Raw genomic sequence first — 17058 nt, 5'->3', positions numbered from 1 at the left:
AAATGAAAGCCCTGTCAAGAGAAATGTGTAAAATTTTTATATATAAAAAACTTCTAGCCAAAACTAGAAGTTTAGAGGATTTTATCGGCTCTATCCACTGTAAAGAGGGCCACAGTCATGATGATATCGACGAGCAAGAGGGCAGCTACAGCTGGCACCCAAGAGTGGAAAAGGTCAAAACTGTAACCAAAGAGGGTTGGCCCAAAGGCTGCCAGGATATAGCCTCCTGTTTGAGATAGGCCGGACAATTGGGCTGTCTTTTCAGGGGCGCTTGTCTTGAGTGAAAAGTTGACCATGAGATAAGGGAAGAGGGCGCTGGTTGCGGTTCCGATGAGGAGATGGATGGCAAGCCAGTAAAAGAAATTACCGACTGGGAAAAAGAGCATGGAAATGCCGAACACACCAGCTAGTGAAACCAGAGTGAGCATGAGCTGACGGTTGCGAGTAGACAAGCTGGTTGTTAGGCTTGGGATGGTCATTGAAAAAGGAATGCTAATCAGCGAGAAGATAGATGTCAGCAAGCCAGCTTCGTGACTGGATAGGCCTGCATGGATGGCCATAGTAGGTAGCCAGGTCATGGCTGTGTAAAAGAGCAGAGACTGAAAGCCTGCGAAAACAATAACTGCCCAGACTTGTTTATTATGCATGACCTTTGTTTTGTTTTTTTGTTTGGTTTGTGGAGCCAGTCTGTGATTATAGCGGTGATTTGGTAGCCAGACCAAAAAAGTTGCTAGACAGAGTAGGGTGAGGAGGATGATCAATCCTTTCCAAGAACTGGCTTGTGTAATGGGCACAGCTAGATAGGAAGCCAGAGCCGTCGCAATCCCCATAGACGTTACATATAAGGTGGTCAGAAAACCAATTTTCTTTGGTTGATTGGCTTGGATAAGACTAGGAAGCAGGACATTGATGATTGCGATACTTGCCCCAACCATCAAGGTTCCTAGATAGAGCAGGGGTAGATTGATTAGTCGAATCAGAGAACCAATGGTTAAGAAGAAAAGGCTGTAGGTGAAGAGATGCTCCAAGCCGATTTTCTGAGCCAGTCGGGTAGAAAAGAGCGAGAAGAGGGTAAACATGAGGAGGGGAAGGCTGGTCAAGACACCAAGCGAACTAACTTCTACGCCCAGCCCTTGCGAAATATCTCTCAAAATAATGGGTAAAACAGTAAAAGGAGTCCGCAAGGAAACACCAATCAGGATAATACCTGGAACAAAAAAGAGTGATTGCTTTTTCATATAATACCTCTCCTAGCTGATTTTAATAACAGCTTATTTTAAGGCTTTTTCACTATAATGTCAAGTAAGGTTTCTGGCTTTCAAGATAAAAATGGGAAAGTCTTGAAAATTATGATAAAATAGTGGAAGGAAATCTATACATTGGAGAAAAACTGTGTCTGAAAAGCAAAAAATCAGCGTATTGATGTCGGTCTATATTAAGGAAAATCCGACATTTTTAAAGGATGCTATTGAGAGTGTTCAAAATCAGACCCTGAAACCGAGCGAGTTGGTTCTGGTTGAGGATGGGCCTTTGACACCTGAGCTCTATCAGGTGTTAGACCAAGTGGAAGCCCAGTCTGAAATTCCAGTGAAACGCTGCCCTCTTGAGCAGAATCAAGGTTTGGGTCTGGCTCTTCGACAGGGTGTTTTGCAGTGTCAGTATGATATTATTGCCCGTATGGATACGGATGATATAGCAGTTCCAGATCGTTTTGAGAAACAGGTTCAGTTAATGGAGAGAGACAATCTCGACCTATTAGGTGGCCATATTGCAGAGTTTATTGACAATCCTGATGAGATTGTTTCTTATCGTCGTGTTCCAACCCAGCACGCAGATGTTGTAGCTTATCAAAGAATGAGAAGCGCCTTTAACCACATGACTGTCATGTTCAAGAAGGATATGGTTCTCAAGGCAGGTAACTATGAGGATGGCCTTTATATGGAGGATGACCTCCTCTGGCTCAATATGATTGCTGCAGGAGCCAAGACTGGAAATCTGGATCAAATCTTGTGTAAGGTTCGTGTTGGAGCAGGAATGTTTGAGCGTCGTGGGGGACTGCGTTATCTCAAACTCTATCGTCAAGCTCGTCAGCGCATGCTGAAGAGAGGGCAAATTTCTTACATGGAATATGCCAAGAGTGTTGCCATTCAGATGATTGTTGCCCTTTGTCCCGGATTTGTCCGACAGTTTATTTTTATGAAACTGTTACGAAAAAGCAAGTAAAAGATTGTAGCAAATCATAAACTAGAGAAAAAGTGTTATAATAACAATATAACTATTCGGCTCTTTTAAGGAGGAGTAAATTTCTATGAATAAAAAACTCACAGATTATGTGATTGATCTGGTGGAAATTTTAAATAAGCAACAAAAACAGGTTTTCTGGGGAATATTTGATATTTTGAGTATGGTGGTTTCCATCATTGTATCTTATATCTTATTCTACGGATTGATTAATCCAGCACCTGTTGACTACATCATCTACACGAGTTTGGCCTTCCTGTTCTATCAATTGATGATTGGATTTTGGGGGTTGAACGCTAGTATTAGTCGTTACAGCAAGATTACGGATTTCATGAAAATCTTTTTTGGTGTGACTGCTAGCAGTATCTTGTCATATAGTATCTGCTATGCCTTCTTGCCCCTCTTCTCCATCCGTTTTATCGTACTCTTTATCTTGTTGAGTACCTTCTTGATTTTATTGCCACGGATTACTTGGCAACTAATCTATTCAAGACGAAAAAAAGGCAGTGGTGATGGGGAACACCGTCGAACCTTCTTGATTGGTGCTGGTGATGGTGGGGCCCTCTTTATGGATAGTTACCAACATCCAACTAGTGAATTAGAACTTGTCGGTATTTTGGACAAGGATTCTAAGAAAAAGGGCCAAAAACTTGGTGGAATCCCTGTTTTGGGTTCATATGATGATCTGCCTGAATTAGCCAAACGCCATCAAATCGAGCGTGTCATCGTTGCGATTCCGTCGCTTGACCCGTCAGAATATGAACGTATCTTGCAGATGTGTAATAAGCTGGGTGTCAAATGTTACAAGATGCCTAAGGTTGAAACCGTTGTTCAGGGACTTCACCAAGCAGGTGGAGGATTCCAGAAGATTGATATCACAGACCTTTTGGGCCGTCAGGAAATTCGTCTTGACGAATCGCGTCTGGGCGCAGAACTGACAGGTAAGACAATCTTGGTTACAGGTGCTGGTGGCTCAATCGGTTCTGAAATCTGTCGACAAGTTAGCCGTTTCAATCCTGAACGCATTGTTTTGCTCGGTCATGGGGAAAACTCAATCTACCTCGTTTATCATGAATTGATTCGCAAGTTCCAAGGGATTGATTATGTACCAGTTATTGCCGATATTCAAGACTATGACCGCTTGTTGCAAGTCTTTGAAAAGTACAAGCCAGCTATTGTTTATCATGCAGCAGCCCACAAGCACGTTCCTATGATGGAGCGCAATCCAAAAGAAGCCTTCAAAAACAATATTCGTGGAACTTACAATGTTGCTAAGGCTGTTGATGAAGCCAAAGTACCTAAGATGGTTATGATTTCGACAGATAAGGCGGTTAATCCACCAAATGTTATGGGAGCAACCAAGCGAGTGGCTGAGTTGATTGTCACTGGCTTTAACCAACGTAGCCAATCAACCTACTGTGCAGTTCGTTTTGGGAATGTACTTGGTAGCCGTGGTAGTGTCATTCCAGTCTTTGAACGCCAGATTGCTGAAGGTGGGCCTGTAACGGTGACAGACTTCCGCATGACCCGTTACTTTATGACCATTCCAGAAGCTAGCCGTTTGGTTATCCATGCTGGTGCTTATGCCAAGGATGGAGAAGTCTTTATCCTTGATATGGGCAAACCAGTCAAGATTTATGACTTGGCCAAGAAAATGGTCCTTCTAAGTGGACACACCGAAAGCGAAATTCCAATTGTTGAAGTTGGAATCCGCCCAGGCGAAAAACTCTACGAAGAGCTCTTGGTATCAACCGAACTCGTTGACAATCAGGTTATGGATAAGATTTTCGTTGGTAAAGTTAATGTCATGCCTCTAGAAGCCATCGATCAAAAGATTGAAGAGTTCCGCACTCTTAGTGGAGATGAGTTGAAGCAAGCTATTATCGCCTTTGCCAATCAAACTACCCACGTTGAATAAAAAAGAAAAACGCATATTATCAGGAATCGAAAAACCTTGGTAATATGCGTTTTGTTATGTATAGATTTACTTCATTTTCTTCTGAAATGGGGTTGTCGCCCAGTCTATGTTATTGAAAATACTCCAAAACTTCTATGGGTTTGTGAGCGATAAAATCAGGATGATAGTTTAGCAAGTCTGCTTGCTCTCCAAATCCCCAAGTGACGGCCAATTTCTGAATGCCTGTTTCTTGAGCTCCCATCATATCAAACTTGGTATCTCCGATGATGATGGCCTGTTCTGGTGCTAGTTGATGTGTCTGTAAGGCTTGGCGAATGACATCTGCCTTATGAGGTGCTTCAGGGCTGGAGCCATAAATGCCATCAAAGAAATGATGGATTCCCAAGTTTTTAGTCATATCTTGAGCGGTAGGGGTATTCTTTGTAGTGGTGATATAAAGAGGATATTTGCTTGATAGCTCCTTAAGCAAGACTACAATCTGAGGAAAGAGTTGAGCTTCATGGATGCCTTTCTCCTTATAGTAAGAACGGTATATCTGAACTGCCTCAGAGATTAGTTCTTTGGGAAGGCAGGTCGCAAAACTACTTTCGAGGGGTGGTCCCATAAAACCACGAATCGTTTTGGTATCAGGACTAGGCACCCCCAGCTCCTTAAAGGTATGGGCAAAGGCATTGTGAATCCCGATAGAACTGTCAACGAGGGTTCCGTCCAGATCGAAAAAGATCGCTGTGATAGAGGTCATGGTTTCTCCTATTTGATAAACTTATTCTCCGAAAATTTCTTTTTGGAGGCGACGACCAGTAGGGGTGGCAGCGAGACCACCTTCAGCTGTTTCACGGAAGGCAGTTGGCATGCTTGCTCCTACTTGGTACATGGCATCGATAACTTCATCCACAGGAATTTTAGATTCGATACCTGCCAAGGCCATGTCTGCTGCGATGAAGGCAAAGCTAGCTCCCATAGCATTGCGCTTGACGCAGGGAACTTCGACCAAGCCGGCAACAGGGTCACAGATGAGACCCAGCATATTTTTAATGACAAAGGCAATGGCCTGACTGGCCTGATAAGGTGTTCCACCGGAAGCTAGAGTCAAGGCTGCAGCACTCATAGCAGAGGCCGAACCAACCTCGGCCTGACAGCCACCTTCAGCACCTGAGATAGAGGCATTATTTGCGATGACTAGTCCAAAGGCACCAGCAGCAAAGAGGAAATCCAGCTGTTGCTCGTGGCTGAGGTCTAATTTTTCAATAGCAGCTGTTAGAACGGAAGGCAGACAGCCAGCACTTCCTGCGGTCGGAGTGGCGCAGACCAAGCCCATTTTGGCATTATGTTCATTGACTGCGATGGCATTTCGGGCAGCAGAGAGAATCGTGTAATCTGACAGAGTTTTTCCGTTTTTGATGTAGTGATCCAATTTGGCAGCATCTCCACCTGTCAGGCCACTACGAGATTTATTTTCATTGAGGCCAAGTTGGACAGAGGCTTTCATGACTTCCAGATTGCGTTCCATGAGAAGGAGGACTTCTTCACGTTCGCGACCGGTCAATTCAAACTCTGTTGTAATCATGAGTTCTGCGACATTTCCTTGAAAGTCCAGATCTGCTTGCTCGACCAATTCTTTGATAGAATAAAACATACTTCCTCCTATTTAAAGAAATTGACATTGTGGAGATGAGGGATTTTTCGAATTTCTTCGATGGCCTCATCACAGTTGCGACTGTCAACTTCGATAATCATAATAGCTTTTTCACCAGCTTTTTCACGAGTAACATTCATCTGGGCGATATTGATATCATAGCGGGAAAGTGCCTCCGTTACGAGGGCAATCATACCTGGAATATCTTGATGAACAATGATGATAGTCGGTGTATTCATATTGAGAGAGACGGCAAAGCCATTGAGTTCGGTTACCTGAATATTTCCTCCACCGATAGAAATACCAGTCACACTGATGGTCTTATGAGCATTTTTGACGGTAATTTTAGTGGTGTTTGGGTGAGGGGCGTTACTGTCTTTCTGAATGGTCCAGACAATCTTGATGCCACGCTTGTGGGCAATTTCCAGGCTGTTTGGGATTTCGGGATCATCTGTATCCATGCCCAAAATACCTGCAACAAGGGCTAGGTCTGTTCCGTGACCACGATAGGTTTTGGCAAATGAGTTAAATAGTTGGAATTCGACTTTTGTCGGAGTATCATCAAAAATGGAAGAGACAATCTTCCCAATACGAACAGCACCAGCGGTATGGCTACTAGATGGGCCAATCATAACTGGTCCGATGATATCAAAGACAGATTGAAAACGAAGTGATTTCATCAGTTTCCCCTTATAAAAATTCTTATCTCTATTATATCAAAGAATGAAGGTCTTGGCTTTAATTGTGGATGAAAACCTTTTTACACTACAAATAGCATAAAAAAGCATCTTTTGTAACAAAAAATAGCTTATTTAGGGAAATAAAAAATAATTTTGTAATATTTCTACATAAAAGTGTCAAGAAACGGTAATATTTAAAGGGTATGATAGAACTATAGAAAGAAGGAGAATTTTCAAATATGAAATCAACAACTAAAAAGATTAAAACAACTCTTGCAGGAGTAGCTGCCTTGTTTGCAGTATTTGCTCCATCATTTGTATCTGCTCAAGAATCATCAACTTACACTGTTAAAGAAGGTGATACACTTTCAGAAATCGCTGAAACTCACAACACAACTGTTGAGAAATTGGCAGAAAACAACCACATCGACAACGTTCATTTGATTTATGTTGGTCAAGAGTTGGTTATCGATGGTCCTGTAGCACCTGTTGCAACACCAGCGCCAGCTACTTATGCGGCACCAGCTGCTCAAGATGAAACTGTTTCAGCTCCAGTAGCAGAAACTACAGAAGTAGTAGAAGAAGCAGCACCAGCTGCAAGCGCTCCTGTAGCAGAAGAAACTGTTGTTGCAGCAGAAACTTCAGCACCAGCTGCAACTGTAAGTGGATCTGAAGCAGAAGCTAAAGAATGGATTGCACAAAAAGAATCAGGTGGTAGCTATACAGCTACAAACGGCCAATACATTGGACGTTACCAATTGACAGATTCATACTTGAACGGTGACTACTCAGCTGAAAACCAAGAACGTGTAGCAGATGCTTACGTTGCAGGACGTTACGGTTCATGGTCAGCTGCTAAAAACTTCTGGCTTAACAACGGCTGGTATTAAGAAATAACGAACAGAATAATTTGAAAAAGTCGAGGAAATCCCTCGACTTTTTTATATTTCTTTCGGTTGATAATAGATCTCCACTTCTTTTTTGAGAAAGGCTAGAATGGAAGTTTCATCGGTCAGCTCCAGAAGGGAGAACCCTTTTTGGATAAGTTTAGCATCATCCCTACAAATCCCAATACGGACATAGCAGATAGCAAGCATATCGCAGCTTTTCTTGTTCTTGGCATCCTCTAGTAAAGTATAGCAGATTTGTTGACACATGTTTTTGTCTTGATGGTATAAGTAAATGGTGGAAAGGTTGAGTAGGATTGCCATTCGCAAGTCATATAAATGTTGGTAGTTTTTATAGACTTCCAAGCGTTGCAAGATTTTTCCAGTGATGAGATGGAGGTGTTTAATTGGAAAGCTGAAAAGGATGGTATTGAGGATTTTTAGGTCACTTTCATACCATGTATCTTGTTTTTCAATTTTTTCCCAAAGTTTTGTGACAGTTTGTTTCACTTGGTCTGACAGTTTCTCTGTACCATGTTGACGGATATGAATGACAACTTCAAGCATATCCCTGATTTCTTCTATAGGCAGGTCGTGATGGGTCTTGAGATAGTTTTGGCATGTTTCAAAAAAATGAACTAGACCACTGCCACCAATGATGGAATTCATATTGAGATAAGTTTGCATGATTTCTGTCCGTTGGCTCGGCTGATAGAGATGGCAGATGTAGTCAAACTCTTCAAAACTCATATTAATCTGTCGGAGAAGAAATTCCATGTTTTCATATTTGGGAGTTACCTTGCCACTTTCAATCTTTGATAGGCTAGTTCTTGAAAGGACATCTCCGCAGACCTCTTCTTGGGTTAAGCCTTTTGACTCACGTATTTCTTTATAGACCTTTCCGAAATCATAACGCATGATTGACTCCTTTTCGTGAAAAAAGTTAACAAATAATAAAATCCTATTAAAAATATTGTATCATAGTAATATAAAAAGTAGAAAATAAAACTAAAATAAGTTTGTGGAAAAGCTTGGTGTAATTTTAAAATTGGCTTAATAGTACTATGATGTAGCTAGAAAAGGGGTGGAAAAATGTTTAAAAATAAGGAGCTTTTTCGAGTAGTCATGATATTTGTGATAGGAACTATCCTCATTTTAATGACACCAGTCTTATTTAAAGTTGTTATGGAACTATTTTCAAAATAGATAGGCCTCTGTTTTAGGCAGAGGCGTGAATCAGGAGGTTAAGTGATGAACTACAATGTAAAATATCTCTTATCAGGAATATTTATTATAGTCTTTATAGGTTTTCTAGTCTGGATGCGTTATTTTAATCAGAAGAAGGAAGAAGAGCATTCGGATGTGTCTTTTGAAGCGAGATTAGACAGTGAGGTTAAGACATTATATAAACAACTAGGATTGGGTGAGGAGCCTCATTATTTCTTAGCCTATCGCTACCTACATCCCTGGTTTAATTTGGCGATTTTACCACCAACAGTTGAAATTTTCTTAACTAAAATAGCGCTGGTGATGGTGACTCCAGATGAACTACTGATAAGAAATCTTGGGAATGGGATGACTTTCACAAGTGAGCACCATCGTGATTTGCGACAAGGACTTATCCGCATTCCAAAATCAGAGATGAAAGAATTTGAGATTCGCAACTGGAAAAGAGTTTTTATATTTGGCGATTTTTTGACAATTAAAACAAGCCAACATAGCTATTATTTGCAGGTTAGAGATGATGGACTTCAAAAAGGAAGTCTTTCTACCAAACACTTCTCCGACTTGAAACGACAAGATTTTCTCGGATTATTGACAGATAAACGGACATTTTGATAGACGATTGCTCAAAAAACTAACCTCTAAACATTCAAAAACCACACAGTGTTTTCAGCCTTGAACACAATTAAGCTGAGAGAATCACTGTGTGGCTTTATTGGAAAGTTAGTTTTTCCCAGTTTCGTCTCTTCACGGGAGGTATCTCTATGAAAAAAATCAGTCATCTTTGTATGCTCCTGCTCTTGCTGTGTACTACGTTTTTTGTCCTGAATGTAAATGTTACACGAGAAATAGTGCGGATTCAGGAGATGGGCAAGACAACCTATTCATTTGACTTGTACTTGAAAGATGTCACTAAACCGACAGAAACGATTCTCCAGTTTTTTGAAGAGGTTACAAATCAAGACAAGGTCTCTATTATCAAAGTAGATAATGGCGATGAAGCCGTCAAGGCTGGTGTTTTTAATAAGGAAACCTTCCCCTACCAAGAGTTTGGGATTTCTTCTCTTGATTTTACCACAGATGGTGAAGGAGTCTACAGTAATAAAGAAATTTCTAATAAACTTGGTACGATACCGACCTTTCTAAAAGCCAAGCCTATTCAGCTTATAACTTTTCAAACCTATATCAAGGATACATCTCGTAGTTTAAATGGTCGCTATACGATAACTTCTACACAAGAGATGGATAAGGATAGGATTGTACAGAAATGGAGCGATTTTTTCAAGATAGACCAGGCTACCTTGCTAGAGCCTACCTATAAAAGTGCAGTGGAAGTCATAAATCGAGATTTGCTTTTATCTGCCATTGTTTTTGTCTTGGCTATTTTACTTCTTGTGTTAGTAACAGTTTATCAGCCGATGATGGAGATGAAACGAGTGGGGGTTCAAAAGTTACTTGGTTTTCAAAGCGGGGCGATTTTAGCTGGTTTTGTAAAGACTAATTTTTATCTTCTCTTGGGTGGAAGTCTTATCATTGACTTGGGACTATTTTTAGTGCTGGACTACAGGCCAAAACTTCTGTTCCCAAGTTTACTCTTATCCCAATTTCTGCTTTTACAGTTGTATTTGTTTATCAGTTGGTTGACTTACCTGATGATTCAGAAAATGACAGTTAGTTCCATGTTGAAAGGTTTTTCATCTGTCAAACTTGGTCTCATCTTCAATTATGTGATGAAAATAGGGACAACTATTTTACTGACGGTCTTACTGATTGGGGTGGGCAGAAGTCTAGAACAAGAAAACAAAGAACTTGCTTATCAGCAACAGTGGGTAAGCCAAGGGAATTACTTGACCTTAGAAACCTTCCAACTCAATGATAACCTGTGGCAAGAAGAGCTAGCAGGGTCAGGGAAATCTACAGATTATTTCTACCAATTTTATCAAGATTTGCTAGCAAAAATACAAGTAAATTATGTGCGAAGTGCGAGTCTTCCTATCAAACCAGTCATCAAAGCTGAACAAGTACAGCAGTACCAACTGCCTGATAAGGTAGATGTTTACTATGCTAATAGCAATTTTCTAAAGAGCAAGGGATTCAAGTTACCAGATACCAGCACTAAAAAAGTTATTTTGATGCCAGCCAGTGATAAAGGACAAGAAGGTAAGAATCAGTTCTTGGGAAAATCCATAGCCTATCTTTCTCTGAGGTATGAAGATCAGCAAAAGCAAACAATAGAAGATATGGATGTAGAAATTGCCTACTATGAAGGAGATTGGTCATTCTTCCCTTATAATAATGAGCGAAAGGAAAACCTCCACAATCCAATCATTAGTCTGGTAAATGATCAAGACATGATGTGGGAAGAAAAGACTCGCTTGTCAACGACAGGTTTAAACAATCCTATGAAAGTTGAAAATACAGAACAAAATCAAAAAGTGATTACGGAGTTAGTTGAGAAATTATCAGATGGGAATTATTTAAAATTTTCATCGCTTCAAGCCATTCAACAAGAGAAAGTAGATTCTTATCGAGATGCAGTTCGAAATCTTAATATACTCTTTGCTTTGTTTGGTCTCCTTAGCATGATGATTTCCTACTTCTTACTAGTAACAACTTTCTTATTGAAGCGCAGGGACATCATTACCAAGAAATTTATGGGGTGGAAACTGGTCGATCGCTACCGCCCTCTCCTCGTTCTGCTCTTGCTGGGCTATAGTTTCCCTCTTCTAGTATTGATTTTCTTTGCCCATGCGCTCTTGCCACTCCTGCTGTTTGCAGGCTTTACATGTCTGGATATACTATTTGTGCTAGCCTTGGCTTCTAGGATGGAGAAAAGAAGTCTAGTAGAGTTATTGAAAGGGGGCATCTTATGATTGAGTTGGAAAATATTACCAAAACCATTGGGGGAAAAGTGATTTTGGATCACTTGTCTCTCAGGATTGATCAGGGGAATTTGGTAGCCATCGTTGGAAAAAGTGGTAGTGGTAAGTCGACCTTGTTAAATTTATTAGGTTTGATAGATGGTGATTATAGCGGACGGTATGAGATTTTTGGTCAGACAAATCTAGCGGTCAATTCTGCTAAGTCGCAAACAATAATCCGTGAACATATCTCTTATCTGTTTCAAAATTTTGCCCTGATTGATGATGAAACGGTCGAGTACAATCTCATGCTGGCGCTGAAATATGTGAAATTGTCCAAGAAAGACAAGCTCAAAAAGGTGGAAGAGATTTTAGAGAGAGTAGGTTTGCCAGCTACTTTGCATCAAAAGGTCTCCGAGTTGTCTGGTGGGGAACAACAACGAATTGCAGTGGCTAGAGCCATATTAAAACCCAGCCAGCTGATTTTAGCAGATGAACCGACAGGTTCGCTGGACTCTGAAAATAGAGATTTGGTTTTGAAGTTTCTCTTAGAGATGAATCGAGAGGGGAAAACAGTCATTATTGTGACCCACGATGCTTATGTAGCCCAACAATGTCATCGTATCATTGAATTGTAAAAAGTACAGAAATCTTATCAAAAATCTTTAAATTTAAGGATACCTTTAAAATTTAATTTTAAAACACTCATTTATCAACATTTTTTGATTGATAAAAATAGGAAATCAGTTGTTTTTGGGAGATTCCCTAAAATTACCTACTAACCACACGTACTAAAAAGATACTTCCTATAGAAATCGTATGACTCTGAAGCTTCGAATAGTCCAGTTTTCATGATTTTTATGCTATTCTAGCTTTAGAATCCTTCAGAACGTAAAATTTTAAGCAGTCAAAGACTTAGAATATCCCTAAAACATTTATTTTATGGCAATTCTAAACGTAGAATTGCGTGGATATGTATGGATTTAATCTGTTCGATAGTTAGGACAGCTCTATTCTGGGAAATCTGAGCTATCAATGGTTTAGAACAGCATTTCAACAATGGATTTTGTTGAAGGATTGATTATTTTATGAAAGAGGTTGGTCGATTGACAGCCTCTTTCTTGTCTTCTCCAACCAAGCATGTTATAATGAATACTGCTCAAGCGACCTTCAATCGTTAAGCACACACGACCTTCAATCGTGAACTAGTCATTTCGTTTATCTTTTATTACGTCGTTAACTCGTCTTGCCTAACTCAAGTTATGCCTGCGACTCGTTGCCTAGTCCTAAAAGCAAACGAAAAGACTATACTCGAAGAAATTCTATTGAAAGTCATAGTAAATAGAATTTTGAGGGGTATAAATAAACGAATAGATGGGAGACTTACCATGAGTGATAACTCTAAAACACGTGTTGTTGTGGGGATGAGTGGTGGTGTTGATTCGTCGGTGACGGCTCTTCTTCTCAAGGAGCAGGGTTACGATGTGATTGGCATCTTCATGAAGAACTGGGACGACACAGATGAAAACGGCGTCTGTACGGCGACCGAAGATTACAAGGATGTGGCTGCGGTAGCAGACCAGATTGGCATTCCCTACTACTCTGTCAATTTTGAAAAAGAGTACTGGGACCGCGTTTTCGAGTATTTCCTAGCAGAATACCGTGCGGGACGCACGCCAAATCCAGATGTTATGTGTAACAAGGAAATCAAGTTCAAGGCCTTTTTGGACTATGCCATGACCTTAGGGGCAGACTATGTAGCGACTGGGCATTATGCCCGAGTGGCGCGTGATGAAGATGGTACTGTTCATATGCTTCGTGGCGTGGACAATGGCAAGGACCAAACCTATTTCCTCAGTCAACTTTCGCAAGAACAACTCCAAAAAACCATGTTCCCATTGGGACATTTGGAAAAGCCTGAAGTTCGCAGACTAGCAGAAGAAGCAGGCCTTGCGACTGCTAAGAAGAAAGACTCGACAGGAATTTGCTTTATCGGAGAAAAGAACTTTAAAAACTTTCTCAGCAACTACCTGCCAGCTCAGCCTGGTCGCATGATGACTGTGGATGGTCGCGATATGGGTGAGCATGCAGGACTTATGTACTATACGATTGGTCAGCGTGGCGGTCTCGGTATCGGTGGGCAACACGGTGGTGACAATGCACCTTGGTTCGTTGTCGGAAAAGACCTGAGCAAGAATATTCTCTATGTAGGACAAGGATTCTACCATGATTCGCTCATGTCAACCAGCCTTGAGGCTAGTCAGGTTCACTTTACTCGTGACATGCCAGAGGAGTTTACGCTCGAATGTACGGCTAAATTCCGCTACCGTCAGCCTGATTCTAAGGTGACCGTCCATGTCAAAGGAGACAAGGCAGAGGTTATCTTTGCAGAACCGCAACGCGCCATCACACCAGGTCAGGCAGTTGTCTTTTACGACGGGGAAGAGTGTCTAGGTGGCGGTTTGATTGACAATGCTTACCGCGATGGACAAGTTTGTCAGTACATTTAGATTGACAAATTTTCTCAATTTGCTACAATAATAAAAGCAATAGAAATGATGGTCAAAGCTCATGGATGTTGCAGGCTTTTTTGTCCTGCACTTCTTTGGAGTTTTGACTGTTTTTGTGTCGTTTAAGGGAAAGGATAAGAATGACTCAGCAAGACTTTCGGACAAAAGTAGGGAATACTGTTTTTGGCGTTCGGGCGACAGCCTTGATTCTCCAAAATGGCAAGCTCCTAGTTACCAAAGATAATGGCAAGCATTACACTATCGGCGGTGCGATTCAAGTCAATGAAAGCACGGAAGAAGCGGTAGTCCGTGAAGTGAGGGAAGAACTGGGTGTCGAAGCTCAAGCTGGGCAACTAGCTTTTGTTATTGAAAATCGTTTTGAAGAAGATGGTGTCTATTGGCACAACATCGAGTTTCATTATCTGGTGGACTTGCTTGAGGATGCCCCATTGACCATGCAGGAAGATGAGAAAAGGCAGCCCTGTGAATGGATTGACATAGACAAGCTTGAGGGTATCAATCTAGTTCCAGCCTTTTTAAAAACAGCCCTGCCAGATTGGGACGGCCAACTAAGACACATCCATCTTGAGGAATAGGAGAGAAAATGATGGTTAAGCTTATTGCCCATGTACTTGTTCATAGTGGTGATGATTATTTGCTCATTCAGCGTTCGGAAATTAAAAGAGGACAACCCAACGTTTATCCAACTTACTGGGATATTCCTGGTGGCGGGGTTGAAAAGGGTGAACTTCCGCGAGACGGAGCTCTTAGAGAATGTGTTGAAGAAGCGGGAGTTAGGCTAGATAGCAGTTCGCTCAAACTTCTTCACGAAGATAGTCAACTTGATGCCTCTAAGGATACTGTCTTTACTCGCTTAGTTTATAAAGCAGAGTGGGTTGGGGAGAAGCCAATTATCAGATTAGATCCTGAAGAGCATACGCACTTTAAATGGGTTACTATGGCTCAAGCTCTAGAGGAGGAGAAGTTAGTTCCTTATTTGAGAGAAATTTTTGAAAGGTTAAGAAATGACATATAATTTTACTGAAGAATACGATATTATTGTAATTGGTGCAGGACACGCTGGGGTCGAGGCTTCCTTAGCTGCTAGCCGTATGGGCTGTAAGGTCTTGCTTGCAACTATCAACATTGAAATGCTGGCTTTCATGCCTTGTAACCCCTCTATCGGTGGTTCTGCCAAGGGGATTGTTGTGCGTGAAGTCGATGCCCTCGGTGGCGAGATGGCCAAAACCATTGACAAAACTTACATCCAGATGAAGATGCTCAACACAGGGAAGGGGCCAGCTGTTCGTGCCCTTCGTGCGCAGGCTGACAAGGAGCTTTACTCTAAGGAAATGCGCAAGACAGTTGAAAATCAAGAGAATTTGACCCTTCGTCAAACCATGATTGATGAGATTTTGGTGGAAGATGGCAAGGTTGTCGGTGTGCGTACAGCTACCCATCAAGAGTATGCTGCTAAGGCTGTTATCGTGACCACAGGAACCGCACTCCGTGGGGAAATCATCATCGGAGACCTCAAGTACTCGTCAGGTCCTAACCACAGTCTAGCTTCGATTAACCTAGCTGACAATCTCAAGGAATTGGGACTTGAAATTGGTCGTTTCAAGACAGGAACGCCTCCACGTGTCAAGGCTTCTTCTATCAACTACGATGTGACAGAGATTCAGCCAGGGGACGAAGCGCCTAATCACTTCTCATACACTTCACGTGATGAGGATTATGTCAAAGATCAAGTGCCATGCTGGTTGACCTATACCAATGTTACCAGTCATGAAATTATCCAAAATAACCTCCACCGTGCGCCTATGTTTACAGGTGTGGTCAAGGGAGTGGGGCCTCGTTACTGCCCATCGATTGAGGACAAGATTGTGCGCTTTGCGGACAAGGAACGCCACCAACTCTTCCTTGAGCCAGAAGGGCGCAATACAGAGGAAGTTTATGTCCAAGGACTTTCAACCAGTCTGCCTGAGGATGTCCAACGTGACTTGGTTCATTCCATCAAAGGTTTGGAAAATGCTGAGATGATGCGAACTGGTTATGCCATTGAGTATGACATGGTCTTGCCTCATCAATTGCGTGCAACGCTTGAAACCAAAAAAATCTCAGGCCTCTTCACTGCTGGTCAGACAAATGGAACGTCAGGTTACGAAGAAGCTGCTGGTCAAGGGATTATCGCGGGTATCAATGCGGCTCTGAAAATCCAAGGCAAGCCTGAATTGATTTTGAAGCGTAGTGACGGTTATATCGGGGTCATGATTGATGACTTGGTGACCAAGGGAACTATTGAACCCTACCGTCTCTTGACCAGTCGTGCTGAGTACCGTCTCATCCTCCGTCATGACAATGCCGATATGCGTTTGACTGAGATGGGCCGTGAGATTGGTCTTGTGGATGATGAACGCTGGGCTCGCTTTGAAATTAAGAAAAATCAATTTGAAAATGAGATGAAGCGCCTAGATAGTATCAAACTCAAGCCAGTCAAGGAAACAAATGCCAAGGTTGAGGAGATGGGCTTTAAACCGTTGACCGATGCAGTGACAGCCAAGGAATTCCTTCGCCGTCCAGAAGTTTCTTACCAAGATGTGGTAGCCTTCATCGGACCAGCTGCAGAAGACTTGGATGACAAGATTATCGAATTGATTGAAACAGAAATCAAATACGAAGGCTATATTTCCAAAGCCATGGATCAGGTTGCCAAGATGAAACGCATGGAAGAAAAACGCATTCCAGCCAATATTGACTGGGATGACATTGATTCTATTGCAACCGAAGCCCGTCAGAAGTTCAAACTCATCAATCCAGAAACCATCGGTCAAGCCAGCCGTATTTCGGGAGTAAACCCAGCAGATATTTCTATTTTGATGGTGTATCTTGAAGGTAAAAATCGTAGTATTTCTAAAACTCTTCAAAAATCAAAATGATACGTCGTCGGCTTCGGCTCACCTAACTCAAGTTATGCTTTCGCCTAGCCTTCTAGTCTGATTTCGATTTTTATTGAGTTTTAATCTCAAAAGAAAGCATAGAGAAAAACAGCTCCGAAGACGGAGCTGTTTTGTTGACTTGTACTCAATGAAAATCAAAGA

The 17058-nt window shown here is 41.6% G+C and carries 15 protein-coding genes; 10 read left to right on the top strand and 5 right to left on the bottom strand.

Annotated features, from left to right (window positions below; genetic code table 11):
- Window positions 1-71: 71 nt before the first annotated feature.
- Window positions 72-1238, bottom strand: coding sequence for a CynX/NimT family MFS transporter (locus tag ACLV7W_RS10415; protein WP_411865903.1), 1167 nt, complete (start codon window positions 1236-1238; stop codon window positions 72-74).
- Between the two features lie 154 nt (window positions 1239-1392).
- Between ACLV7W_RS10415 and ACLV7W_RS10410 the strand changes: the two genes are divergently transcribed.
- Together ACLV7W_RS10410 and ACLV7W_RS10405 are read left to right on the top strand one after the other, a co-directional pair.
- Window positions 1393-2223, top strand: coding sequence for a glycosyltransferase (locus ACLV7W_RS10410; protein WP_411865902.1), 831 nt, complete (start codon window positions 1393-1395; stop codon window positions 2221-2223).
- Between the two features lie 85 nt (window positions 2224-2308).
- A complete protein-coding gene (locus ACLV7W_RS10405) occupies window positions 2309-4159 on the top strand; it encodes a polysaccharide biosynthesis protein (protein WP_045612427.1) in 1851 nt (616 codons plus the stop codon).
- Window positions 4160-4268: 109 nt separating this feature from the next.
- Here ACLV7W_RS10405 and ACLV7W_RS10400 read toward each other — a convergent pair whose 3' ends face one another.
- The 3 genes from ACLV7W_RS10400 to sdaAB are packed head-to-tail and all read right to left on the bottom strand — an operon-like array spanning window position 4269 to window position 6475.
- Entirely contained in the window at window positions 4269-4901 is a 633-nt protein-coding gene (locus ACLV7W_RS10400; RefSeq protein ID WP_261056838.1) for an HAD hydrolase-like protein, read from the bottom strand.
- 21 nt (window positions 4902-4922) lie between these two features.
- Window positions 4923-5795, bottom strand: coding sequence for an L-serine ammonia-lyase, iron-sulfur-dependent, subunit alpha (sdaAA, locus tag ACLV7W_RS10395; RefSeq protein ID WP_125454329.1), 873 nt, complete (start codon window positions 5793-5795; stop codon window positions 4923-4925).
- Between the two features lie 8 nt (window positions 5796-5803).
- A complete protein-coding gene (gene sdaAB / locus ACLV7W_RS10390) occupies window positions 5804-6475 on the bottom strand; it encodes an L-serine ammonia-lyase, iron-sulfur-dependent subunit beta (RefSeq protein WP_125454330.1) in 672 nt (223 codons plus the stop codon).
- Between the two features lie 239 nt (window positions 6476-6714).
- On the opposite strand from sdaAB, the gene ACLV7W_RS10385 reads away from it, so the two are divergent.
- The gene (locus ACLV7W_RS10385) at window positions 6715-7365 is read left to right on the top strand and encodes a LysM peptidoglycan-binding domain-containing protein (protein ID WP_045612422.1); all 651 of its coding nucleotides are present in this window, start codon (window positions 6715-6717) and stop codon (window positions 7363-7365) included.
- 51 nt (window positions 7366-7416) lie between these two features.
- Here the strand turns inward: ACLV7W_RS10385 and ACLV7W_RS10380 are convergent, their stop codons facing one another.
- Window positions 7417-8280 (bottom strand): helix-turn-helix domain-containing protein, encoded by an 864-nt coding sequence (locus ACLV7W_RS10380; RefSeq protein ID WP_125454331.1) that lies wholly within the window; start codon window positions 8278-8280, stop codon window positions 7417-7419.
- A 333-nt stretch (window positions 8281-8613) separates the two neighbouring features.
- Between ACLV7W_RS10380 and ACLV7W_RS10375 the strand changes: the two genes are divergently transcribed.
- The 7 genes from ACLV7W_RS10375 to mnmG all read left to right on the top strand — a co-directional run bounded on the left by ACLV7W_RS10375 (window position 8614) and on the right by mnmG (window position 16896).
- Entirely contained in the window at window positions 8614-9201 is a 588-nt protein-coding gene (locus ACLV7W_RS10375; RefSeq protein ID WP_001108834.1) for a hypothetical protein, read from the top strand.
- 149 nt (window positions 9202-9350) lie between these two features.
- Window positions 9351-11459, top strand: a complete 2109-nt coding sequence (locus ACLV7W_RS10370) for a bacteriocin-associated integral membrane family protein (RefSeq protein WP_411865901.1) — start codon at window positions 9351-9353, stop codon at window positions 11457-11459.
- The gene (locus tag ACLV7W_RS10365) at window positions 11456-12085 is read left to right on the top strand and encodes an ABC transporter ATP-binding protein (protein WP_411865900.1); all 630 of its coding nucleotides are present in this window, start codon (window positions 11456-11458) and stop codon (window positions 12083-12085) included. Before ACLV7W_RS10370 ends, ACLV7W_RS10365 begins: the two co-directional genes overlap by 4 nt.
- Before the next feature lie 750 nt (window positions 12086-12835).
- On the top strand, window positions 12836-13957 hold the full coding sequence (mnmA, locus tag ACLV7W_RS10360; protein ID WP_001282953.1) for a tRNA 2-thiouridine(34) synthase MnmA: 1122 nt from the start codon (window positions 12836-12838) through the stop codon (window positions 13955-13957).
- 140 nt (window positions 13958-14097) lie between these two features.
- Window positions 14098-14553 (top strand): NUDIX hydrolase, encoded by a 456-nt coding sequence (locus ACLV7W_RS10355; RefSeq protein ID WP_261239923.1) that lies wholly within the window; start codon window positions 14098-14100, stop codon window positions 14551-14553.
- A gap of 8 nt (window positions 14554-14561) precedes the next feature.
- Complete coding sequence (locus ACLV7W_RS10350; RefSeq protein WP_261012090.1) at window positions 14562-14993, top strand: NUDIX hydrolase; 432 nt, start codon at window positions 14562-14564, stop codon at window positions 14991-14993.
- Window positions 14983-16896 carry a tRNA uridine-5-carboxymethylaminomethyl(34) synthesis enzyme MnmG gene (gene mnmG, locus ACLV7W_RS10345; protein WP_094753012.1) on the top strand — a complete coding sequence of 638 codons (1914 nt, stop codon included), beginning with the start codon at window positions 14983-14985 and terminating at the stop codon, window positions 16894-16896. The genes ACLV7W_RS10350 and mnmG overlap by 11 nt, the downstream gene beginning before the upstream one ends.
- Window positions 16897-17058 lie beyond the last annotated feature (162 nt).

This window comes from Streptococcus mitis (assembly GCF_965111735.1).
Lineage (GTDB): Bacteria > Bacillota > Bacilli > Lactobacillales > Streptococcaceae > Streptococcus > Streptococcus mitis_DR.
This window is presented reverse-complemented; position numbering and strand designations above follow the sequence as displayed.